This is a genomic window from Brevibacillus sp. IT-7CA2, from assembly GCF_949767855.1.
Taxonomy (GTDB): Bacteria; Bacillota; Bacilli; order Brevibacillales; family Brevibacillaceae; genus Brevibacillus.
In genome coordinates, this window is sequence record NZ_CATKQT010000006.1 from 1 (window position 1) to 22,766 (window position 22,766).

General features: G+C 47.1%; 20 protein-coding genes and 1 rRNA gene. 2 read left to right on the forward strand and 19 right to left on the reverse strand.

Annotated elements, in window-relative coordinates:
* A 16S ribosomal RNA gene (locus tag ACM6JA_RS03755) occupies positions 1-78 on the reverse strand; the annotation flags it as partial.
* Between the two features lie 203 nt (positions 79-281).
* On the opposite strand from ACM6JA_RS03755, the gene ACM6JA_RS03760 reads away from it, so the two are divergent.
* Positions 282-962 carry an endonuclease/exonuclease/phosphatase family protein gene (locus ACM6JA_RS03760; protein ID WP_414851266.1) on the forward strand — a complete coding sequence of 227 codons (681 nt, stop codon included), beginning with the start codon at positions 282-284 and terminating at the stop codon, positions 960-962.
* Here the strand turns inward: ACM6JA_RS03760 and ACM6JA_RS03765 are convergent.
* The 5 genes from ACM6JA_RS03765 to ACM6JA_RS03785 all read right to left on the reverse strand — a co-directional run bounded on the left by ACM6JA_RS03765 (position 916) and on the right by ACM6JA_RS03785 (position 7,909).
* Positions 916-2,400, reverse strand: a complete 1,485-nt coding sequence (locus tag ACM6JA_RS03765) for an alkaline phosphatase family protein (protein WP_414851268.1) — start codon at positions 2,398-2,400, stop codon at positions 916-918. The genes ACM6JA_RS03760 and ACM6JA_RS03765 overlap by 47 nt on opposite strands.
* A 133-nt stretch (positions 2,401-2,533) precedes the next feature.
* The gene (locus tag ACM6JA_RS03770; RefSeq protein ID WP_414851269.1) at positions 2,534-4,030 is read right to left on the reverse strand and encodes a S41 family peptidase; all 1,497 of its coding nucleotides are present in this window, start codon (positions 4,028-4,030) and stop codon (positions 2,534-2,536) included.
* Complete coding sequence (locus tag ACM6JA_RS03775; RefSeq protein ID WP_414851270.1) at positions 4,027-6,027, reverse strand: S-layer homology domain-containing protein; 2,001 nt, start codon at positions 6,025-6,027, stop codon at positions 4,027-4,029. The genes ACM6JA_RS03770 and ACM6JA_RS03775 overlap by 4 nt, the downstream gene beginning before the upstream one ends.
* 56 nt (positions 6,028-6,083) lie before the next feature.
* Complete coding sequence (locus tag ACM6JA_RS03780; protein ID WP_414851271.1) at positions 6,084-7,199, reverse strand: Nif3-like dinuclear metal center hexameric protein; 1,116 nt, start codon at positions 7,197-7,199, stop codon at positions 6,084-6,086.
* Positions 7,175-7,909, reverse strand: a complete 735-nt coding sequence (locus ACM6JA_RS03785; RefSeq protein WP_414851272.1) for a tRNA (adenine(22)-N(1))-methyltransferase — start codon at positions 7,907-7,909, stop codon at positions 7,175-7,177. Before ACM6JA_RS03785 ends, ACM6JA_RS03780 begins: the two co-directional genes overlap by 25 nt.
* Before the next feature lie 382 nt (positions 7,910-8,291).
* On the opposite strand from ACM6JA_RS03785, the gene ACM6JA_RS03790 reads away from it, so the two are divergent.
* Positions 8,292-9,581: a S8 family peptidase gene (locus tag ACM6JA_RS03790; RefSeq protein ID WP_414851273.1), complete on the forward strand. Its 1,290-nt coding sequence runs from the start codon at positions 8,292-8,294 to the stop codon at positions 9,579-9,581.
* A gap of 80 nt (positions 9,582-9,661) precedes the next feature.
* Here the strand turns inward: ACM6JA_RS03790 and ACM6JA_RS03795 are convergent, their stop codons facing one another.
* From ACM6JA_RS03795 to ACM6JA_RS03855, 13 genes are all read right to left on the reverse strand, one after another.
* The gene (locus ACM6JA_RS03795) at positions 9,662-10,801 is read right to left on the reverse strand and encodes an acyl-CoA dehydrogenase (RefSeq protein ID WP_414851274.1); all 1,140 of its coding nucleotides are present in this window, start codon (positions 10,799-10,801) and stop codon (positions 9,662-9,664) included.
* A 140-nt stretch (positions 10,802-10,941) separates the two neighbouring features.
* Positions 10,942-11,106, reverse strand: coding sequence for a hypothetical protein (locus ACM6JA_RS03800; RefSeq protein ID WP_017247756.1), 165 nt, complete (start codon positions 11,104-11,106; stop codon positions 10,942-10,944).
* Between the two features lie 76 nt (positions 11,107-11,182).
* Positions 11,183-12,097: a hypothetical protein gene (locus ACM6JA_RS03805; RefSeq protein ID WP_414851275.1), complete on the reverse strand. Its 915-nt coding sequence runs from the start codon at positions 12,095-12,097 to the stop codon at positions 11,183-11,185.
* Positions 12,098-12,190: 93 nt separating this feature from the next.
* Positions 12,191-13,321, reverse strand: a complete 1,131-nt coding sequence (rpoD, locus tag ACM6JA_RS03810) for an RNA polymerase sigma factor RpoD (protein WP_007727582.1) — start codon at positions 13,319-13,321, stop codon at positions 12,191-12,193.
* A gap of 34 nt (positions 13,322-13,355) precedes the next feature.
* The gene (gene dnaG / locus ACM6JA_RS03815; RefSeq protein ID WP_414851276.1) at positions 13,356-15,230 is read right to left on the reverse strand and encodes a DNA primase; all 1,875 of its coding nucleotides are present in this window, start codon (positions 15,228-15,230) and stop codon (positions 13,356-13,358) included.
* 203 nt (positions 15,231-15,433) lie between these two features.
* The gene (locus ACM6JA_RS03820; RefSeq protein WP_007727584.1) at positions 15,434-16,270 is read right to left on the reverse strand and encodes a pyruvate, water dikinase regulatory protein; all 837 of its coding nucleotides are present in this window, start codon (positions 16,268-16,270) and stop codon (positions 15,434-15,436) included.
* A gap of 11 nt (positions 16,271-16,281) precedes the next feature.
* A complete protein-coding gene (locus tag ACM6JA_RS03825) occupies positions 16,282-16,926 on the reverse strand; it encodes a helix-turn-helix transcriptional regulator (RefSeq protein WP_007727587.1) in 645 nt (214 codons plus the stop codon).
* Positions 16,927-17,048: 122 nt separating this feature from the next.
* Positions 17,049-19,118, reverse strand: a complete 2,070-nt coding sequence (gene glyS / locus ACM6JA_RS03830) for a glycine--tRNA ligase subunit beta (protein WP_414851277.1) — start codon at positions 19,116-19,118, stop codon at positions 17,049-17,051.
* The gene (glyQ, locus tag ACM6JA_RS03835; RefSeq protein ID WP_414851355.1) at positions 19,111-20,037 is read right to left on the reverse strand and encodes a glycine--tRNA ligase subunit alpha; all 927 of its coding nucleotides are present in this window, start codon (positions 20,035-20,037) and stop codon (positions 19,111-19,113) included. The genes glyS and glyQ overlap by 8 nt, the downstream gene beginning before the upstream one ends.
* Before the next feature lie 318 nt (positions 20,038-20,355).
* Positions 20,356-21,129, reverse strand: a complete 774-nt coding sequence (gene recO / locus ACM6JA_RS03840) for a DNA repair protein RecO (RefSeq protein ID WP_414851278.1) — start codon at positions 21,127-21,129, stop codon at positions 20,356-20,358.
* The gene (locus ACM6JA_RS03845; RefSeq protein WP_007727602.1) at positions 21,120-21,275 is read right to left on the reverse strand and encodes a YqzL family protein; all 156 of its coding nucleotides are present in this window, start codon (positions 21,273-21,275) and stop codon (positions 21,120-21,122) included. The genes recO and ACM6JA_RS03845 overlap by 10 nt, the downstream gene beginning before the upstream one ends.
* Before the next feature lie 104 nt (positions 21,276-21,379).
* A complete protein-coding gene (gene era, locus ACM6JA_RS03850) occupies positions 21,380-22,297 on the reverse strand; it encodes a GTPase Era (protein ID WP_047072508.1) in 918 nt (305 codons plus the stop codon).
* Positions 22,290-22,688: a cytidine deaminase gene (locus tag ACM6JA_RS03855; RefSeq protein WP_007727606.1), complete on the reverse strand. Its 399-nt coding sequence runs from the start codon at positions 22,686-22,688 to the stop codon at positions 22,290-22,292. The genes era and ACM6JA_RS03855 overlap by 8 nt, the downstream gene beginning before the upstream one ends.
* Positions 22,689-22,766: the final 78 nt, after the last annotated feature.

Sequence of the window (22,766 nt, forward strand, 5' to 3'; positions counted from 1 at the left end):
TGAAGAGACTCGCTCGACTTGCATGTATTAGGCACGCCGCCAGCGTTCGTCCTGAGCCAGGATCAAACTCTCCAATAAAGTTTGAAGATGAATCTGACTTCAAGTAAAACACAAGCTTTTATTCACAGATTAATTCTATTCCGGTTTTCAAGGAGCATTTCATTCCAACTGTGCCTCAAGCAGAGGCGACGTTTTTTAATATAGCATAGACTAAAACCTAATGCAATAGGGAAAACTAAATAAGTTAAAAAATGACGTCAAAACAAAGGAAGTGAACGAGGGTGCGTGTAGTCAGCTACAACATTCATAGCGGCCGTGACCTCTGGTGGCGAAAACGTCTGAACGAAATGACTCTGACTTTAAAGGACTTGCAACCAGACATCATCGGTCTTCAGGAAGTCCATCAAAACGGGAAGTATGGGTATCAAGCAAGCTACATAGCTGATCAATTACAGTATCACTTGGCCTTCTCCCCTTCGATCGCGATAGGAGATGGATATTACGGCAATGCACTGCTATCGAAATACGCGCTTGAAAATGTCGACGCCATCGTTTTGCCAGCCCGCAAAGAGCAACGAACCCTCCTGTATGCGTCCTTCCAAGGATTCGGTCGTACGATTACGCTTTGCGTTACACACTGCAGCTTAAATCAAGTAAGCAGACTGGCCCAACTCCAGCTCATGTCCACATTGATACAGCAACACGCAAAAGCCCCATTACTCCTAATGGGGGATTTCAACGCAAGTAATGTGTCATTTTCACCACACCTGATGGACTGTGCTCTTGTCTCAGGTCAGGAAAAAAGACCAACGCTTCCAACCTTCCGCCGTCGTCTGGACTATATTTTTGCTTCTCATCACTGGAATATTGAGAACTACGAGCTGCTACCTGTCAATTGGTCGGATCATGTCCCGGTCATTGTGGATTTGAGGCTGACGGAATCCCCAGCTCTCGAAGAATAAAATCTTTGACATCTACCAGTCTTGCTGGTAGTGGAAACATCTCCGAAGCACCTGCGATCACTAACGGAATCAGCGAATCTTGCTTATGCAGTGATCCGTGACTACCACCACCTAAATGCGTAGGTGCACTTTCCGATAAAAATTCATAGCTCTTAGCAGCAGTAACGACTACCACGTCAACGGTCTGCGAGAACAGCGACCCGTATAGTCGAGAAAATGCATCCGGGTATGTATCAAAAGAAAGACACTCTCCATCATATTGCACATCCAGCACGGAAACGTCCCCTTCAACGGACCAAGAAGAACCATATACATCTTGATACTCCCCATTACGCCAAAAACACATTTCCTGTTGTGTTCCACCCCGACGCACCTTTACCTTCTCGCCCTCTTTCCAAGCAATCAAATCAATTCTTTCTTCCACACTAACCGCTTCTACAATAGAAAACGGATCCGTTCCATTCACTGGGTACAAAAAAGTCATACGCTCATTATTGCAAATGACCACTTCCACTTCTGGTGTCACGTCAGTACCAAGCGCATGAATCGAAAAATTCGCCAGAAGATGATCCAACGGAATATTGTGGTCTTCGCTTTCTCCGATGACAGTCTGTCCATGATCACTAATCAAAATGCATACATTTCTCTCCAGCATTTGCTCCCATGAAGCGAAGCTATCCAGCAAACGGGCCAATTGCTTGTCTACATCTGCCAAGTGCTGTACGGCATCCTCCGGGGAATTGTGGAGCTTATGATCATTCTCTGGCAGATAGACCAGCGTAAAATGTGGCTGCTGACCGCTGCGTATCACCTCAATCATAACATCGATTGCATACGCATCATTAATTCCGTAGCCCTCCAAAGCGGATTGAGAGAAATCCCACGGGACGGTACGAAATAACGCCGGGCGCACCAGCGTCCCCATACTCATGATCGTTGGACCACTCACCTTTTCTCGCAGGGAGAAAGATGTAATTGTATCAAGCAAGGTCGGCATTTTCACCTTATGCTGCTTATGTCCGCGATGGGCGATGACATTGATGGAACCGGATACGAGATTGTTTTCTTCCAGTACCTCATGAATGGTTTTAACATCCTTGCTAAGATGACGTTCATTCAAATCAAAAAGGACATTTTCTGCACAGCTCGAAACCCCTATTTTTCGAACGGGATTGGCGCCATTAATATAATTCACCATCTTTTTCTGCTCTGCATCATACCAAACTAACCCCGGTACTTTGTGCTGATCGGGGTAAACTCCCGTAATGAGGGAGCAATCTATCGAAGCCGTCATCGTAGGGAAAACGGTCACACAATCTGGTATGTACTGGCTATGTTCCATGAAAAACCGAAGTGCCGGTGCTTTATTGGCAGCAATGCATCGCTCCAGAACATCAGGCATCATGGAGTCGATCAGGAAAAGTATGACCTTTTTCATCCGGCTGCCACCCTTCTTGTCGTAGTAGTCGTAATAGTCATGGTCGCACCTGATAGTGTTCGATTTTCCATTACCGAGTATACGCCTGAAAAAGAAAAATCCCCTGCTCGCCAAAAGCGACAGGGGAACTTGCTTACGAAGTAAATGTGAGGGTGTTGACACCACTTTTCGTTTGCAGTTTTAGTGCAGGGTACTTCTTCAAATACGGAGCAAGTACCACATAATCTTTTTCGCCAATGGACGGATCACCCAGTAGATGCGAAAGTACAGCAGCTCGGATTTGCAGCCCTTGAGGCGTTTGTTTAAAGAGAGGATCCACTGTTGGGAAAGGAATTCCATTGATGACTGTATCGCCTTCTGCGTCACTCAGTTCCCATGTATTGACGTTCAATGAATGGAGAGCTTCTACTACTTGTGCTCCATAATCCTCCACAACCATATCCGGTTGAAGACCTACGTGATTCACCACTGTATGCTTAGGTGTAAAATATTCATTCAGCGTAAGCTTGAGTGCGTCACCGTCCGTCAACGGAATAACTTGTTGGGCACTCCCTTTTCCAAATGTTTTGGTACCCACAAGTTTGGCGATGCCATGATCACGCAGCGCACCTGACAACAGCTCAGATGCAGAAGCTGTTCCGCCGTTTACCAAAATTCGCACAGGAATGCCGATATCCTGTCCATTTCGTACCCACGTCTCTACTTCTACCCCATTGCGATTCGTGGTGTACATGAGCAAGCCTTCTTCCATGAAGAGGCTCGCGATGTCCCGCGCTGTGGACAAGTATCCCCCGCCATTATCCCGCAGGTCTAACACCAATCCGGACAACGGTTTTTGCACACGAGAAAGTTCTGCGAGCTTATCCCTTACCTGGATAGCTCCTTCTGATCCGAATGTTTCAAGACTGATATAGCCAACCGCGCCTTTCGTAAACATCTGTCCTTCCGCTTCCGGCAAGGTCATGAAAGCACGCTTCAGCTTTACCTGATGCTCCCGTTTGTCGGATGGACGATAAACAGTAAGAACCGCTTCGGTCCCTTCGTTGCCCTTCAAATAAGCATACGCTTCTTCAAAAGTCTTTCCTACCAACGAGGTCTCATTGACTTTGATCAATTGATCGCCTCGTTGCAAAGAAGATGCTGCTGCTGGAGAATTCGGAACGATTTCACGAATGATAATATGATCTTTTTGAAGCCGCAGACGAAAGCCAAATCCAACGAATTGATTTTCAACGTCAGATTGGAACAGTCGCAAATCATCTTGGGTGAAAAATACGCTGTGCGGGTCATTGAGCGTGGAGAGCATTCCATCAATCGCCCAAGTGTTCATCGTCAGCGTATCAAACCCGCCTTTCTTCTGCCATTCTGCAAGCCTCAATTCCAACTCATCCCAAGTATCATCTTCTTCAGAAACGTTGAACTGCAGCTTTTTTTTCTGTTCAGCCTGCTCACTAACCTCCTCTAGAGCCCCTTTTACCAATTGTTTGGCTGCCGGCTTGCTCAAGTGGCTCTCCATGACATGAAGGAACACTTCTTCTGTTTCTTCGTAAGGATACTCTGCCGCTTGCACAGGAAGAACAGTTGTGAGTAGCAGGACAGTCGCTACTGCCCATTGACTAATTCGCTTCATGGTGCCACCCCTTTTCGAACATCATCAGGTATTGAGAATGCAACATTGCTTGTAAAGTCGTAATTGTCGGTACCCGAATAAGCTACATATTCGTCGCCCTCATAAATCTCTTCATAACGCCACGTATGTTTAATAATTTGGTCGCTAGCCCTATCAATATAATACTTGTTCATGAACAAGGGAACGTCTTTGACTTTTCCTTGTCCGAGCGAAACCTTCTTGGATTTCTCTACCAGCATAGAGCCCGGAATCCACTCCGTAATGACATCGTACTTCCCGTACGATTGCTTGTAGTAGCGAGCATGAAGCTCCTTAGCACGATCGGCTACCTTAACAGCACCAACCCACTCGTGCAAAAAGTCAACTTTGTCCGTTCTATTCTTGTCCCATGTCTGCCGATCCGTATCATACGAGTATTGCGTGTTTGTTTTCCCGTCTGTATAGGAGAGCAGCTTGTCTGATATTAGTTTTTGCGGAGATTGATAAAAGCCGGATATTCTGCTTATTTGTTTTTCCTTGTTAATATCCTGCGTGTATGAGAACGTCAATCCACTCAACACCGCTTCACCCTTCACTTGGTAGGTGTCGGCATTGTCCAACTGGCGCAAAGAGAATCCCAAATCAGAAATAATAGCTGGCTGATCTTTTAAAGACGCAAACTCTTGACGCAACATTTTGTGCAACTGATTCATTCTGCTGTCTGATGCTTTCGGTTTCATCACATTAAGAATCTCTTCTGCTTCCTGCATACGTCCTTCCTGCAAATAATAATAGGAAGTATTCAACAATGCCTCCGGGCTCCTGTCGACAAATCGCTGGTAACGTGTCAACGCCAAGTCTACCTGACCACTCCTGATTTCCAGTGCCCCCACATAGATGGCGAGCGATTCCCATTCTTTGGAATCTTGCTTCACTTTTTGTTCATAAGCATTGAGTCGGTCGAGCACTTTTTTGTATTGGCTTTGATCCTTGTTCCCTAGCTGCAAGGCAATATCATACACATTCGCACTCAATAGCCCAAGTGTGTCCGGGAGAATGATTTTGTCTTCGAAGTAAGCGTCGATAGCAAGAAAAGCTTCCTCCAAATTGGTTTCAATCGGTGTCTCAGGATTCCAGCTCAATAAATAGTGAACACCGACTTGATTCGGGAAAGAGGAATCTGCCAGTTTGCGTAACTGTTCAAAAGTCTCCTCACTATCATTTCTACTGCGAATAGCGGCAGCCGCATCTACATAAATCTGTTCTTCTGTTGTTTTGGGATCTGTATAGGTTGCGAATAACGGCAATACCTCTTCGACATCCGGGACCATTGGGAACTTTTTCCCATCGTAATCCAGCAGAGGCATGATTCCATCCTGAAGGAAATAATTCACCATGCGATCAGCTGCGACTGCAGCATCTCCCCGCTTCACCCGATCCGTTTTTTCTCCCTCTAGCCATCCCCAGGAACGCACTTCTTCCCAAGCATTTTTACTATCTGGAGACATGGTAAACATTTGCAATATCTTCGCAGCTTCTTCGTTGGTGATCGGCTGATTTGGCTTCATCATCTCACCAGGAAAAATGAACTGAATCGCATTTGGACCGTACAGTCTATCCAAGATCGTGGAAATGCGCAACGTTGGTTTATACATCCACGTTAGGCGATCGACATCTTTATACGGCAAATACGGTTCCTGAAAACCTTCAGCTCGCGCCCACTCCGAATGCTCGGATAAGAAAGTAAGCGGATAGATCTGATACTGCCCACCGTAATAAAGACGATCGATCATGACGAGAAATTCCGCACGTGTCATGTCACGATTTGGGTAAAACTTCGGAACATTTGGACCAGCTTCAAACAAACCGAGCTGCACACCTTGAATGATTGCATTTCTCGCCCAATGCTTGTTGATGTCATTGTATGGCAATAAGCCCCCAGCCGCTGATGCGACGCCGGGGGTGAGTAAGCTTAACGTTAATAATCCACAAGAAATCGTCCGGATTAGTTTTTGCACATAAAATCCTCCTACACTTCATCTGGCAGGCAACATAAAGTTGATCCTGCTACGTCTTATACAAACTGGAACGGATCTGTGTGCATGCGCGAAGGAATAACCTCTGTTTCGTAACCATTTGCCTGCAATTGTTCAAGCAAGATGGTCGCCAGCTTTTCCTTCATGATTTTTTCGATATTGTGACCAGCATCTACGATCGACAAGCCTTCTGCTTGTGCATCGTGTGCGGTGTGATAACCAATGTCTCCGGTTAAATAAACATCCGCGCCTTTAAAAATGGCTTTGGAAACAAACGAGCTACCGTCTCCACCTACTACGGCTACTTTCTTGACTGTCGCTTCCAAGTCACCTACTACGCGAAGGCCAGGGAGGGAAAACCGTTCTTTGACGAGCAAAGCAAACTCACGCAGCGTCAGTGGTGCAGGCAAAGTACCGATTCGCCCAATTCCGTATGTAGTTCCGGACTGCTCCAAAGGAATGATGTCATAGGCGACTTCTTCGTAGGGATGGGCAGCAAGCATTGCTTTGACCACTGCCGATTGCCTGGAGGAGGGAACAATCATCTCGATGCGAACTTCCTCTGCTTTTTCCAGTTGGCCTGTCGAACCGATATGGGGATTCGTTCCTTCCCCTGGTAAAAAGGTTCCAATGCCTTCTGTCTGAAAAGAACAGTGGCTATAGTTGCCTACATGCCCTGCACCCGCTTCAGCAAGTGCAGAAAATACTGCTTCCTTATGGGTAGCGGGTACGAATACGACGAGCTTCTTCCAAGCCTCTCGTGAAAGAACATCCAGTACATCTACATCAGTGAGTCCAACCGCTTCTGCAAGCCAATCGTTCATTCCCCCATACGCAACATCCAAATTGGTATGAGCTGTGTATACCGCAATGTCGTGCTTGATCAGCTTTTCGAACACGCGTCCTGCGGCCAGATCCGTCCGGAGGTTCTTGAGTGGTCGATAAATGACGGCATGGTGAGCCACAATTAGGTCCACCCCCTCTGCAATTGCTTCATCCACCACAGATTCCAACACGTCTAGTGCGATCATCACTTTTTTCACTTTTTTTTGCAAGGTGCCTACATGAAGGCCAATCTTGTCGCCTTCCATCGCCAACGATTTTGGCGCCAGACGTTCTACATATTGAATTACTGTTTGTCCGTGCGCAAGCATGCGATCACCTCATCGATCCATTTTACTTCTACTTCGATTTCTTTAATTCGTTCTGCTGCTTCCGGCTTGTCCGAACGCTTTAATTGAACGATGACCTTTTGCCATTTTTCTTGCTCATGCAGCCACTTCTCTTGTAAAACCTCTGGTTTTACCTCCCAAAGAAATGGACCAATGCGCAGGAGCTCTTGCTGTGTACGATCTTTGCCCTCATAAGGCAAGGTAGGATTGCCTCGTTCTGCGACGAGAATCTCATAAATCACGCCGTCCTCCTGCAAAATGGACTCCGCGATTAACTGCCAACCATTCTCTATCATCCACAGGCGAACCGCTTCTTCTCCTACGTTTGGTTGCAGAATCAGGCGTTGCACACCTTCCAGTTTGTCTTTTCCTGCTTCCAAAATGGAAACGATCAATTGTCCGCCCATCCCAGCAATGCAGATCACATCTGCTTCGCCAGGCTGTACTACCGCGAGCCCGTTTCCTTTACGCACCGAAGCGCGATCTTTTACCTGCAATGTATGTATTTGTTTTTGTGCCGCTTGAAAAGGCCCTTCATTCAATTCGCCTGCGATCACGAAAGAAGCAATTCCTTTTACAAGCAAATAAGAAGCCAACAACGCATGATCCGACCCGATGTCGGCGACGCGGGCTCCTTCTGGACAATAGCGGGCAATCGTTTGTAGCCGCTTGGATATTGATACTGATGTCATCTGTATATTCACCTTCCGTTGCCTCTATTCTACCCTATTTGGCAGCAATTGCGAAATGCTAATTCCCTAACAGATGATTAGCAAAGAACGACAAAATCCTCACTGTTGCCCCCAGCAGGAACAATGCAAATAAAAGGGACCCTTAGGTAGTAATCGGAGGCGTACAGGTGGCCATTACGTTGGATGTAATGTTCGGAATTACAAGCAAAATTTTTAAATATGATATTGTTTTATGGTATTTTATACAATTTAACTTAATTTTTACTAAATTGTGAACTTTATTTTAATAAATAAATATTTACAAATTTTTTACAAATATGTATATTAACGCCATGCACATCATGAACTACACAAACTAAATATCTTTAAGGAGGAGAATAGTTTGAAAAAAAGAACAGGCAAGTGGTGGGCAATGGGATTACTCTCTTCGGCGCTAGTGATGAGTGTCTTCACAGGTGTGGGGGCAGCCAGTAATGAGTCAACCAATGAATTCAGTGGATTAGGTACAGCAAGGGTATTAATTCAGTCAGATTCGGATGTGAGAACTGGTTATTTTGCTGGACCTTTGGAAGTACGCCATGATTTTGGAGAAGATGGCTTTTCCCTCGATGTAAATAGCGATCAACTTAACCAACTGAAAAGCGATCCCAACGTAAAAATTACCGTGTTGAAAAAATTAAAGATCGCTGAGTATATAGAAGAAGATCAGGCAAGCGAGCCAGAATTCTCTCCTGCGGCAGTCGTTCCGTGGGGAATTAAAGCAATCTATAAGAACCAGTCCCTCTCTGCTGCGACTGGCGGTGCAGATGTTCGTGTTGCAGTCCTGGATACTGGCGTGTATACGCAGCACCCAGACCTAACCGCTAACGCAGAGCAGTGCAACGATTTCACACAAGCTTCTTCTCCTGTTGTTACCGGTGCTTGCAATGATGCGCATGGTCATGGAACACACGTCGCTGGAACTGTTCTCGCTGACGGCGGCGGTGGCGCAGGTATTTATGGTGTAGCACCAGATGCAAAGCTATGGGCATATAAAGTATTGGATGACTCAGGCTCCGGCTATGAGGATGACATTGCCTATGCCATTCGTTACGCTGCTGACCAGTCCGCTCAATTAGGCGTGAAAACAATCATTTCTATGTCCCTTGGCTCTAGCAGTAAGAGTACCCTTATGGCAAATGCCATCACTTATGCAAACCAAAAAGGTGTATTAGTCGTCGCTGCGGCTGGTAATTCTGGACCGACAGTGAATAGCATTGGCTACCCTGGAGCATTAGTGAATACAGTAGCCGTAGCAGCGTTAGAGAATGTTCAACAAAACGGAACCTACCGTGTGGCTGACTTCTCTTCTCGTGGTAAGAGCGGGCAAGCGGGAGACTACGTGATTCAAGAACGCGATGTGGAAGTATCAGCACCAGGACGCGCTATTCAGTCTACATGGAATAACGGAGGCTATAACTCCATTAGCGGAACCTCCATGGCAACACCACACATTTCAGGTTTGGCTGCAAAAATCTGGGCATCTAATCCATCTTGGAGCTCTCAAGATGTTCGCGTAGAGTTGCAAAAACGTGCGAAAGGAAATGACATCAAAGGTGGCTCAAACGCTGCTGTAGGTGACGATATCTCTAGTGGATTTGGATTCCCAACTGTACAATCTGGCGATCAATAAAAAATAAAAAACAAAAAAAGAGCCATGGCTGTCAGTTTTCGCTGGCAGTCATGCTCTTTCATTTGTCAAACAGGGAAAGGCTAGCACCCGATTTCTCTTGCGATGACATTACGTAAAATCTCTGAAGTCCCCTCGCCGATCTCTAACAGCCGGGCATCGCGGAAAAATCGTTCCACCTGATACTCCCGCATATAACCATAGCCACCGTGAATCTGAATGGCCTGATGAGTAGCGGACATGGCAATCTCCGAAGCATACAATTTTGCCATTGCTGCTTCTTTTGTAAATTTGCGACCATGATCCTTCAGCCACGCTGCTTTATAGACCATTGTTCTCGCCAGCTCAATTTGCATCGCCATATCCGCCAGCTTGTGCTGAATCGCTTGAAAATGACTCAAGGAATTACCAAAAGCCGTTCTTTGTTTGGAGTATTGCAGTGCCTTGTCGTAGGCAGCCTGTGCAATTCCTACAGCCATAGCGCCGATCCCGATTCGTCCACCATCAAGTGTAATGAGGAACTGCTTGAATCCTTCGCCCCTCTTCCCAAGGACGTTTTCCTCTGGCACCCGGACATTTTCAAGAACGAGCTCGGTCGTATTGGAGCTGTGCAAGCCGAGCTTTTCATAGTTTGCCAGTACTTGAAAACCAGGTGCATCAGTCGGAACGATAAAAGCAGTAATACCGCGTGAGCCTTGGTCTTTGTCAGTTACAGCTGTCAAGGCGAGAAACGAAGCATAGGAGGCATTAGTAATGAAGCATTTGGAGCCGTTAATCGTCCACTCTCCGTCAGCCAAGACCGCATTCGTCCGCGTACCACCTGCGTCAGACCCGGCATTCGGTTCCGTCAAGCCAAACGCACCAAAGCTTTCGCCGGAACAGATTTTGCTTAAATAGTTCAGCTTCTGCTCTTCCGTTCCAAACAAAGCCAACGGTGCGCCACCTAACGAAATATGCGCCGAATACGTGATTCCTGTAGAGCCACATGCACGACTAAGCTCTTCTACAACGATCGCAAAACTCGTGGAATCGGCTCCCGCACCCCCGTATTTCTCAGAGAAAGGAAGACCCATCAAGTTCAGTTCGCTCATCTGCTTGAATATTTCGACAGGAAATTGTTTGGTTTGATCGCGTTCATCTGCTCCTGGTGCCACAACCTCATCAGCAAATTCGCGCATCATTTTTTTCAACATTTGTTGTTCTGAAGTCAAATCGAAGTTCATAATCGCTGCCCCCTTGAAAACGCTTTAGTAAAGAACCATCAAGAAATACACAATTTTGACTGAGCGTTTGTTCAGAATACTCTTACCATTATACACCACGATTTGAAATTCATGTGGTAATTTCACGAAAAAAAACACGCCTATGATCGGCGTGCTCCTAATAAAATCGCTCCCAAAAAAGATACTGAGGCTGCTATGAATCCGAGACTGTATGTATTTACACCCATAAACTTGGCTACTGTTTCTCCACCCAGAAAAATAGCCGCCAGCAAAATACCGATTAATACTTTCCACTTGTTGTTCATCTATTCACCCCGTTTGCTCTCTTCTGAAATTGTAACAGATAAGCAGGGAGAGGAAAACGAGAAGTCACGCAGAGTCCTACAGTCGCAACCACGCATACCAATATCCACGCGTGAAGAAGAACAAAGTTGACGCGATGAATACCTTAATGAACAGCAGCAATTGAATCATATCCCGCTTCGCTTCTTGAATATACAGAGCCTGTATCTCTGCACCAAAGAAAAAGGCAAGTCCACATACAGCAAATACTCCCGCCCATTTCGCATTGGCCTTATTCATCAAGAAGCCCATACCTGTGAGCAAACACGCAAGCGGTACCCAGTACAACTCCGATGTCCACCATGTATAGTCCATCCCTACCCGATGAACGGTTGTAATGCCATACAATATCGCCAAACCTAGTAACCCTGCATAGAGCAAATAAGCATAGCCGAAAACAATTGCGCTGATGCACAGTAACATGCAAACGAAGCCTAAATAGAACAGGACAAACGGCATGCTACCATCCAGTTTTTGGATACAATAAACGCCCCCTGCGATCAAGATCAGAAAAGACAAAGCCAGGAATAAATGCGTCAATGGCGGGGCCGACCTTCGATAAACGAGTCCCAGAATATAGAAAACAAGAGCGAAACAGGCAAAGATGGTAATTTGCATTGGGGTTTGAAAACGGTTAAAATGAAAAGCAAGTAAGATCAAACCAGCAATGACAAAGGCACCAAGGAGCCATGCCACTACCATTTTCCCCGTCACTGGAGAGACAGTTCTAGGTGCATATGTATTTGTGACAGATGATGTTGAATTGACTTTTCCTGACAGCACACCCGGTGCCGTTCCCATTCGCTCATTCCCGCCTGCGGACGCCGGTGTATTTGGCCGATCCCCTTCTGTATACAGATTTAACAAGAAGATGCAGTAATGTTCAGGCAGTAAATGGTTGCGCCGCCAGTTTTCAATTTCGGCTATGATCGTGCGCTTGCGCTGGTCGTCCAACGCGGCCCCTCCTAACTACGACAAAAAGTGGTTACTTTCATGAATAAGAAAAGCCTACGTCGGCTAACGTAGGCCACATACTTCTTATATCGGTTATTCCAAGAAATCTTTTAAGCGTTTACTTCTACTCGGATGACGCAATTTGCGAAGAGCTTTTGCTTCGATCTGACGAATCCGTTCACGGGTTACGCCAAACACTTTCCCTACCTCTTCTAACGTCCGTGTACGACCGTCATCTAATCCAAAACGCAGACGCAGTACATTTTCTTCCCGGTCCGTTAATGTATCCAAAACGTCTTCCAACTGTTCCTTCAAAAGTTCATAGGCAGCTGCATCAGATGGCTCCAATGCATCCTGATCCTCAATGAAATCACCTAAGTGGGAATCGTCTTCTTCCCCAATTGGAGTCTCCAGGGATACTGGTTCTTGAGCAATCTTCATGATTTCCCGAACTTTTTCCGGAGTGAGATCCATTTTTTCAGCGATTTCTTCTGGCATAGGTTCACGACCTAGCTCTTGCAGAAGCTGACGGGAAACGCGGATTAATTTATTGATCGTTTCCACCATATGAACCGGAATCCGGATCGTTCTAGCCTGGTCTGCAATAGCACGGGTAATCGCTTGGCGAATCCACCAGGTCGCATACGTACTGAACTTGTAGCCTTTGCGATAGTCAAACTTTTCCACCGCTTTAATCAGACCCATGTTTCCTTCTTGAATCAAGTCGAGGAATAGCATGCCGCGTCCTACATAACGCTTCGCAATCGATACAACCAATCGCAAGTTCGCTTCAGCCAGACGTCTTTTGGCTTCCTCATCACCTTGTTCAATTCGCTGTGCCAGTTTAATCTCCTCTTCTGCGGAGAGCAGAGGAACTCGACCAATTTCCTTCAGATACATCCGTACAGGGTCATTGATCTTAATTCCAGGTGGAACGGAGAGATCGTCATAGTCGAATTCTTCGTTGTCCTCGTCCTTGATGATCATTTGATCGACTTCATCGTCGTCATCTTCATTCTCATTGTTGTTAATCTCAATGCCTTGATCACCAAGATATTCAAAAAACTCATCCATTTGATCAGAATCCTGCTCGAAACCTGCCAGGCGAGCAGTAATCTCCTTATACGACAGTGCGCCGCGTTTCTTGCCTAATTCGACCAACTGTTCCTTCACTTGTTCGATGGACGTTGCTTCCATGTCGGAAGTAATATTTTGCTTGTTCATCTACTTTCCCTCCTTCCCCGGGAATGATCTGAAGCTACCCTTCTTTTAAAGCATTTTCCAATTCAAGAATCTTCATCCCTGTAACGGCTGCTTGAAGTTCAAGTTGTTTGCGCGCATCCTCGCTGTCCGCTGCGGCCGCTTGGAGGTGTAAGCTCCGCTGCTCATCGCGCAATCGTTCCAACTCGGCACGCTTCGGGTAGTTATTCACTTGTTTGATGTAGTCACCGATCTCTAATTCAGATACGTCGTTGTTGCACTCCATCATGGCCAATCCCGAGGCTAATTGCTTTAACAAATCGTCTTGCACATAATGTATAAACTTTCCAGGGTCTTCCGGGTTTCCCTCTGCATAGTAGGCGTACAGGTAGGCAGCCAGCGCATCGTGTTCATCCACTTGAAAGTGGGCGCTGCATTCCTGTTGAACGCGGGTGGCTATTTCTTCGTTCCGCATCATGTAGTAAAGCAGCATGCGCTCAGCCGTGTGATAAGCGGGTGGCAGTGTTTTCGCGAGCGTAACTTTGCCATTATTTATACTATTATTCCATGCTGGCGTCACTTTATCCCTTTGGCGCTCACTTTTTTGCTGATTATAAGCGCGTTTGGACTCCCATTTGAGATCACCGAGAGTAAGGGAGTATTCTTCTGCCAATTGCCGTTGATACATGTCCCGTTCCACCGGGCTGTTGAGCTCGTTGATGATCTCGACCGCCTTCGCGATTAAACGAGCTTTGTCCGTCTCATCTTTTATTACGAACTGACTGCGTAAATGTTTCAGACGGAAAGCCGTAATTGGCATCGCCTGTAACAATACCTGCTGGGAAAATGCTTCAGCCCCATGCTGGCGGATGTAATCATCCGGGTCCACTCCTTGTGGAAGTGGAGCAACTCGAACGATCAAACCGGCTTGCTGCAAAACGTGAATCGCTTTGCTCGTTGCTTCTTGTCCTGCAGCATCTCCGTCATAACAGAGTACGACTGATTCTGTATTGCGACGAAGAATTCTGGCCTGCTGCTCCGTCAAGGCTGTTCCCAAAGTGGCAATACCTTGCATAAAACCCGCCTGCCATGCCGATATGACATCGACATATCCTTCAAACAACAGCGCCTCTTTTCTCTTTCTAATAATGGGGCGCGCACGATGAAGATTAAACAGCGTAGCGCTTTTGTTGAACAAAGGGCTTTCCGGGCTATTCAGATACTTGGGTTGAGACTTTTGGTTAGAATTGGGGTTCGATCCTTGCAGTAAGCGTCCACCAAATCCGATGACGTTACCTTGGGAATCCTGGATCGGAAACATGATACGACCTCGAAAGCGATCAAAGATTTTTCCTGCTTCGCTCCTGGCCAACAGCCCTGCTTCCACCATCAATTCCTGTGAAAATCCCCTCTTTGTCAACTGCTGCGTCACGAAATCCCAAGAATCCGGGGCGAATCCGATTTGGTATTCGGCTATTGTCGCCTCAGACATTCCGCGCTTCGCGAGATACTTCATCGCTTCTGCGCCATAAGGGGTTTTCGTAAGCACGTAGTGGTAGAGGCGTGAAACGAACGTATGCGCTTCCTGCATCGCATGTTTCATCCGTTTTTCAGGTGATTCCTCTACTTGCTGCGGCTGGGGCACAGCTATCCCGGCACGCTCCGCCAATTTGTGCAGTGCCTCTGGAAAAGTCAATTGCTCCAGTTTCATTAAAAAGGAAAAGATATCCCCACCTGCTCCACAGCCAAAGCAATGAAAAAACTGTCGCTCTGCATTTACGTTGAAGGAAGGGCTCTTTTCAGAGTGAAACGGACATAGACCGAGAAAGGCACGACCGCTTTTTCTCAGTTGAACGTACTCTCCTACAACGTCTACGATGTCGACAGCGGCACGCACTTGATTTACAAATTCATCTGAAGTGGGACCAGTCATGTCTTTCCACCTTTATAAGGAGAATCGCACGTGAGAATATTTAGTTCGTCAAAATTCGTCAATTTCCTTCTTTGCATCAAACTTCTTTTCTTCTTTTCTACTTTTCCACATTTCTAAGTGCAATAAACGCTGAGAAACTCACGTATGATAAGTACCTCAGCTAATTGATTTTCTACAAAAAACGTCAAAATCCTTCTTTCGGCCTATTTCCTTTCATTACGGAGATTGTTTTTTCTAATCATCTCCAAAATGATGTTTGCCGTTTCTTCCACTGCCTTGTTGGATACATCGATAACGGTACATCCAAGGCGCTCAATAATGCGCTTGGAATAAGCCAGTTCTTCGGCAATCCGTTCGAGATTGGCGTAATTTGCTTGTGCAGTCAATCCCAGTGCCTTCAGACGCTCTGTCCGAATGCCGTTCAGTTGCTCCGGATTGATGGTAAGTCCAATACACCGTTCTATTGGCAGTTGGAACAATTCTTCTGGTGGTTCTACTTCCGGGACAAGCGGAACATTGGCAACCTTAAGTCGCTTGTTAGCCAAATACATGGAAAGAGGCGTCTTGGAAGTACGCGAAACGCCGATCAAAACCACATCTGCGCGCAACAGGCCGCGTGGGTCCCGTCCATCGTCGTATTTGACGGCAAACTCGATGGCGTCTACTTTGCGGAAATACTCTTCATCCAGTCGGCGTACCAAGCCCGGTTTTCCTGTTGGTGGCTCTTTCAACATGCCCTGCAATGTATTCATTAGAGGCCCCATAACATCAAGAGCCGGAATTCCGTGAAGAGCAGCTTGTTGTGTAATATACGCATTCAGCTCCGGAATGACCAGAGTGAACACGATCATTGCCCGCGATTCTTTTGCCGAAGCAATAATTTCGTCAATCGATTCCTTGTCTTCTATATACGGATACTTTTGTACATCAAACAAAAAACGATCAAACTGACTAGCTCCTGCGCGAACGACAAGTTCGGCCGTTTCGCCGATGGAGTCTGAGACTACATAGATGAGCTGTCCTTGCTGTTTACCTTGCATCGCTTCTCCTCCTACACTTTCGGTTCGCTACCCAATTCTACAAATGCTTTCGCGATCGTCGTCTTGGTGACGCGCCCCAACAGCTCCATTTGCTTCGGATCTTCCTCGCCAGGCCTTACGACAGGAAGAGAATCGATCTGAAAATCAATCAGCTTTTTGGCGGCTGCGTACAAGGTCTCATCAGGTGCGCATGTAATGATATTCGGCATCCTAGACATGATTATGCTGACCGGCACATCCTCCAGCGTCTTATTGCCTAAAGAAGCACGCAGGAGGTCTTTTCGTGAGATCACGCCAGCCAAATATCCTTTTTGATTGACGACGAATAACGTGCCAACATCCTCCAAAAAGAGGGTAACGATGGCGTCGTAAGCCGAGGCGGATTCGGAAACCACGATCGGTACCGCCTTGTAGTCATTGACGAGAAGCTTGTGAAGCCGTTCACTTATGACTGAGCTTGCGGGTCTGCCGGCATAAAAATACCCGACCCGAGGTCTGGCTTCTAAATATCCTGACATTGTGAGGATGGATAAATCAGGGCGTAGCGTCGCGCGAGTCAAATTCAGTCGCTCCGCGATATGCTCTCCTGTTATCGGTCCGTCATCCTTCACTATCTGTAAGATGTGCTCTTGTCGTTTGGTAAGCTCGATGACCAATCACCCCGGTTCTGTCTTTACCTCTTCCTAGTATTACTCTATTCGACGGGATATTCCTTCTTTCACGCGGAAAAAAGGTGCCCCCGCCTGATTTTCAGACGAAGGCACCGGTTTTATTTAGTTTACGCAAATACAACTTTGGAAAAATCTGCGTAGCGATAAAGCACACGAGAAAGCTGCAAGAGAAGTCCCAGACGATTCGCACGAACAGCCTGATCTTCGGCCATGACCATTACCTTATCAAAGAATGCGTTGATCGGCTGGCGCAAGGTTGACAAGGTAGCGAGCACCTTCTCTTGATCCTTCAGACCCTCTACATCCTTCTGAACAGCTTGGAATGCCTGATACAAGGCACGTTCCACGTCTTCTGCGAACAGAGTTTCACTGACTTGGTCTGCTTCCGCTTTTTGTGCCAGATTGTTCACCCGGTTAAACTGCTCCACAATCAGCTTGAATTCTTCTGTTTGTACCGCTCCCATCAATGCTTTTGCTTTTGCCAGCACCTCTGGAACCAGTGTCAGGTCGGCAGCAAGAACGGCGTCGATGACATCGTAGCGAACGCCATGATCCTGCAAGACGTTTTTCAGACGGAGTGCGAAGAATTCTACGAGGTCTTTTTTCACGTCTTCTGCTGCTCTCTTGTTTACGCCTTGCGCTACAAAGCCTTCCATCGCGGCATTCCACAGATCGGCAAGGGAAATTTGCCAGTCGCGCTCCACCAAAATCGTAACGATCCCCGCTGCCATACGGCGCAGGCCATACGGGTCCTGTGAGCCAGTAGGCACAATGCCGATCGAGAAGCAGCCTACGATCGTGTCCATCTTGTCAGCCAGACTGACGATAGCGCCTTGAGCGGAAGCAGGCATTTTGTCCCCCGCAAAACGCGGGAGGTAATGCTCGAATACGCCACTTGCGACGACGTCGGACTCACCCGCTTTGCGCGCGTAATCTTCACCCATAATCCCTTGCAGTTCAGGGAATTCACCTACCATGTTGGTAACGAGGTCAAATTTTGCGATTTCTGCAATGCGGTCTACTTGTTTGGTTTCTTCCGTGCTCACACCCAGCTTGCTTGCAATTTGCGCAGCTGTTTTGCGTACACGGCGAACTTTATCACCGATTGTTCCGAGCTCTTCATGGTAAACGATTGTCTCCAAACGTTTCAGGCAGCTCTCAATGGACAGCTTTTGGTCTTCTACGTAGAAGAAACGAGCATCAGACAGGCGTGCGCGAAGAACTTTTTCATTTCCTTTCGCTACGTTTTCCAGAGCGCGGCTGTCTCCGTTACGCACTGTCACAAAATGATTCAGCAATTGACCCTGTGCGTTTTCAACAGGGAAATAACGCTGGTGCTCACGCATGGAGGTAACCAAAACCTCACGTGGAATGGAAAGGAATTCTTGCTCAAACGTACCGTAAAGAGCGGTAGGATATTCTACAAGATGGACTACCTCATCCAGAAGTCCTTCGTCCATTGGAATCGTCCAGCCATTTTCCTTCTCCAAGCGATGAATCTGTTCTACAATGGCTGCTCTGCGCTCATCAGGATTCACCATGACATATTGCTCAGCCAGTTTGCTCACGTATTCGCTTGGGTGATTCAACGTAACCTCTGTTCCCAAGAAGCGGTGTCCACGAGAAACGCGTCCGCTTTTTACACCTGCAATCTCCAGATCGATCAATTCATCGCCGAACAAAGCAACCAGCCAACGAATCGGACGAACGTATTTCAAATCGCGTGCGCCCCAACGCATATTTTTCGGGAAGCTCATGCCGGTGATCACTTCAGCCAGCTGTGGCAAAAGCTCGGTAGTTGGTTTTCCCGCTTCGGATTTGCGAGCATGAACATACTCGATCCCGTTTACTTCTTTATAATACAATTGGTCAGGCTCAACATTGTTGCTTCTTGCAAAGCCGAGTGCTGCCTTGGACCAGTTGCCCGCTTCATCTTGTGCGATTTTGCGTGCAGGGCCTTTCGCTTCATCATTGCGGTCAGGCTGCTTTTCTGCCAATCCATTAATCAACAGGGCAAAACGACGAGGTGACTCCAATGCCGTAATTTGATCAAACGGCACGCGCTCAGCAGTCAGCCACTTTTCTACTTTTTCCATGAATTGTGCCGTTGCCTGTGCGACAAAACGAGCAGGCATTTCTTCCAAACCAACCTCTACGAGTAGATTGCGCTTACTCATTTGTATCCTCTCCCTTCACATGATTCACTTGATCCGCAGCGTCTGCATTGCCTTTTTGCAAAAGCGGGAAACCGAGGCGCTCACGCTCTTTATAGTAGGTTTGTGCTACTTCACGAGACAGATTGCGTACACGAGCGATGTAGCCTGTACGCTCCGTCACACTGATAGCTCCACGCGCATCAAGCAAGTTAAAGGTGTGGGAGCATTTCAGTACATAGTCATAAGCCGGGTAAACCAGTCGCTCCGCCATCAGTCGCTTTGCTTCTGCCTCATACGTATTGTAGAGAGAGAACAGCATGTCGACATCAGACAGCTCGAATGTGTATTTGGAATGCTCGTATTCTGGTTGCAAGAATACATCTCCGTACGTATACCCGTTGCACCATTCCAGATCGAACACATTTTCTTTCTCCTGAATATAGGAAGCCAAACGCTCCAGTCCGTAAGTCAGCTCGACTGCCACTGGTTTACATTCCAGACCGCCCACTTGCTGGAAGTACGTGAACTGTGTGATCTCCATTCCGTCCAGCCAAACTTCCCAGCCTAAGCCCCATGCGCCGAGACCAGGGTGCTCCCAGTTGTCCTCTACAAATCGGATATCATGCTCCAGTGGATCGATTCCGAGTTCGCGCAAGCTCTCCAGGTACAGCTCCTGAATATTGTCCGGCGATGGCTTCATGATTACTTGGAACTGGTGATGCTGATACAAACGGTTCGGGTTTTCCCCATAGCGTCCGTCAGCCGGGCGACGGGAAGGCTCTACATATGCCACATTCCACGGCTCAGGCCCAATGGAACGAAGGAAGGTCATTGGGTTTAGCGTACCTGCCCCTTTTTCAACGTCATACGGCTGGACAATGAGACAGTTTTGCTTTGCCCAAAAGTTTTGCAGCGTCAAAATGATGTCTTGAAATGTCATTTTCATGCTTTATCCTCCTCTAAACTTATTAGAACTTGACTTTAAGTCGAAACTAAAAAAACCTCCCGCCTCTACACTGCCTGATACGACAGTGTAGGGACGAGAGGATTCTCGCGGTTCCACCCTACTTGGCGAATGACTTCTTCGCCCACCTTACAATTAAATTGCTCCAGAACGCCCTTCATCAGCATGGTGACCGGGCTCCCACTATCCCCGATTCGCTATTCACAGCCAGTGGCCGACTACTCTTTTCCTTCATGGCAACATTCGGTATACAAGTTTGGTTCTTATCATAACGAAAACAATTTCGTATGTCAATTAGTCCTGATCTGATTGCGTCATTCTTTCCATACGCTCCAGTTGTTCCAGAAATGCTCGACTTTTCAACCTGATATCCAGATACTCGTCCATGAAACCCCGTAGCACATGCTTAAGCTGGTTACGTGTAGCTGGTTTTACTTCAATGTCACCAAGCCGCTCCAAATCAAATACCTGGAACAGCCGTAACAGCTTCCAGGTAGAGGGTGTAACCGCCATGGCATACGGATCGGAAGGCTGGCAAACTGGGCACAACAGGCCACCCTGTCCCACACTGATTGCATAGGGCTCGCGCTGTTCGCCACAGTTTACACACGCCGTGAGCTGCGGGGAGATCCCCGCTACAATTAGCATCTTGGTCTCAAAAATACGACACAGGATCTCAGCATCACGTCCTTCATCCAAATAGCGGAACGTATGAAGGAGTAGCTGAAACATGTAGGGATTCGGCTCCTTTTCCTGCGTCAGTCGATCCAACAGTTCTGCTATGTATGCGGCATAAGCCGTAGCAGTCAGGCTTTGCCGCATATCCCGGAACGAATCCAGCATATCTCCCTGAGAGAGATCGGGCATCCCTGTACCGGGTCCTGCCTTGCATAGATAATAACTATGCGAAAACAATTGGGAGACGGCGGCAAGACGGCTTTTGGTCTTTTTGGAACCACGGGCCATCACGCCTAATTTGCCGTTCTCCCGGGTAAACAATGTCACCACTTTGCTGGACTCACCATAGTCCACACTGCGAATGACAATCCCTTCCCACTTTACAAGCATGCCTGCGTGTCACCCAATTCTTCCTGGGCGAGATCAAACGAGGCTTCCTCGCTGGAAACATCCGTTTGATGGTGATCACGGTAGAGAAGGTAAGCATGGATGTCACCGGTTGAAGCGAAAACTCTCCAAGAAAAGTCACGAAGCATGGAGCATCATCCTTTCCTATATCGGGTCTATCCACTTCCTTCTTAGAATCACCTTTGCCCGTTATTCTATGCCTTGGAAAAATTAACACATCGCGATGGGAATATTATTGCTCGTCGTAGAAACCGAAGTTACGCAGCATCCGCTCTTGGTTGCGCCAATCCTTTTTCACTTTGATCCAGAGCTCCAAAAATACTTGGTCCCCCATCAACCGCTCGATATCCTTGCGCGCACGTTGACCGATTTCTTTGAGCATCTGACCTTTTTGCCCGATCAAAATACCGCGCTGGGAATCCCGCTCTACGTAAATGGCTGCGTAAATGTAAAGCGTTTTACCATTTTCTCCGCGCTTCATTTCTTCAATCACGACAGCGATGGAGTGAGGTACCTCTTCTCTCGTCAAATGCAGAACTTTTTCCCGAATCAACTCGGCTGCTACAAAGCGTTCCGGATGGTCTGTCACCTGATCTGCAGGGTAATACATCGGGCCTTCTTCCATTTCACCCAAAATAGCCTGCTGCAATGAACCTGTATTGTTACCTTCCAATGCAGAGATTGGAACAATTTGCTTGAAATCATACAATTTGCGGTAATCGTCAATAATCGGCAGTAGTGCTTCCGGGTGTACCTTGTCAATTTTGTTGATGACCAAAAATACTGGCGTTTTGACCTGCTTCAAACGCTCGATGATGTAGTCGTCCCCGGCTCCGCGTTTTTCTGTTGCATCGACAACAAACAAAACGAGGTCTACTTCGTTCAATGTATTTTCGGCAACCGAAACCATGTAGTTTCCGAGTTTGGATTGAGGCTTGTGAATCCCCGGTGTATCTAAGAAAATAATTTGACCCTCTTCTGTCGTATGCACCGCCGTAATTTTGTTGCGTGTCGTTTGCGGCTTATTCGACATGATGGCGATTTTATGTCCCACAATATGATTCAACAGTGTTGATTTCCCAACATTTGGACGTCCCACAATGGAGACAAAGCCAGATTTAAACGATTGCTTGGTCTTGCGATTATCCACGTAAATCCTCCTTGGTGAATGCGCCTGGAAGCAGGGCAGATACTGTCGTTTCCCAAATGTCGCCTTTGAGATTCGTCAAAAATACAGGCATGTCCGGCGGGCACAGCTCCGCTATGACTTGTCGGCAAGCCCCGCACGGCGATACAGCTTGCGGCGTATCAGCAGCGACGGCTAACGCTTTGTAAGTCCGATCGCCTTCTGAGTACGCTTTAAAAAGAGCTGTACGCTCTGCGCAGTTGCACAGCGAGTACGCTGCATTTTCAATATTGCCTCCCAAATAAACCTTGCCACTCTCAGCTAAAAGAGCTGCTCCTACCTGAAACTTGGAGTACGGTACATAAGCGAGCTCTCTGGCTTCGATTGCTTGTGCTAATAATGATTGTTTATCCATTCTCATCATTCCTCATATGATTGATCTTTAACATCATTTCAAAACAGAATGTGTCCAATGAGACACGAAGAAACCAGA

Bases quoted from the DNA above. Each gene is read 5' to 3' on its own strand.
- ACM6JA_RS03765 (WP_414851268.1), bottom strand. From the start codon at position 2,400: ATGAAAAAGGTCATACTTTTCCTGATCGACTCCATGATGCCTGATGTT.
- ACM6JA_RS03770 (WP_414851269.1), bottom strand. From the start codon at position 4,030: ATGAAGCGAATTAGTCAATGGGCAGTAGCGACTGTCCTGCTACTCACA.
- ACM6JA_RS03780 (WP_414851271.1), bottom strand. From the start codon at position 7,199: ATGCTTGCGCACGGACAAACAGTAATTCAATATGTAGAACGTCTGGCG.
- ACM6JA_RS03785 (WP_414851272.1), bottom strand. From the start codon at position 7,909: ATGACATCAGTATCAATATCCAAGCGGCTACAAACGATTGCCCGCTAT.
- ACM6JA_RS03795 (WP_414851274.1), bottom strand. From the start codon at position 10,801: ATGAACTTCGATTTGACTTCAGAACAACAAATGTTGAAAAAAATGATG.
- ACM6JA_RS03800 (WP_017247756.1), bottom strand. From the start codon at position 11,106: ATGAACAACAAGTGGAAAGTATTAATCGGTATTTTGCTGGCGGCTATT.
- rpoD (WP_007727582.1), bottom strand. From the start codon at position 13,321: ATGAACAAGCAAAATATTACTTCCGACATGGAAGCAACGTCCATCGAA.
- dnaG (WP_414851276.1), bottom strand. From the start codon at position 15,230: ATGACTGGTCCCACTTCAGATGAATTTGTAAATCAAGTGCGTGCCGCT.
- ACM6JA_RS03820 (WP_007727584.1), bottom strand. From the start codon at position 16,270: ATGCAAGGTAAACAGCAAGGACAGCTCATCTATGTAGTCTCAGACTCC.
- glyS (WP_414851277.1), bottom strand. From the start codon at position 19,118: ATGAGTAAGCGCAATCTACTCGTAGAGGTTGGTTTGGAAGAAATGCCT.
- glyQ (WP_414851355.1), bottom strand. From the start codon at position 20,037: ATGACATTTCAAGACATCATTTTGACGCTGCAAAACTTTTGGGCAAAG.
- recO (WP_414851278.1), bottom strand. From the start codon at position 21,129: ATGCTTGTAAAGTGGGAAGGGATTGTCATTCGCAGTGTGGACTATGGT.
- ACM6JA_RS03845 (WP_007727602.1), bottom strand. From the start codon at position 21,275: ATGCTTCGTGACTTTTCTTGGAGAGTTTTCGCTTCAACCGGTGACATC.
- ACM6JA_RS03855 (WP_007727606.1), bottom strand. From the start codon at position 22,688: ATGGATAAACAATCATTATTAGCACAAGCAATCGAAGCCAGAGAGCTC.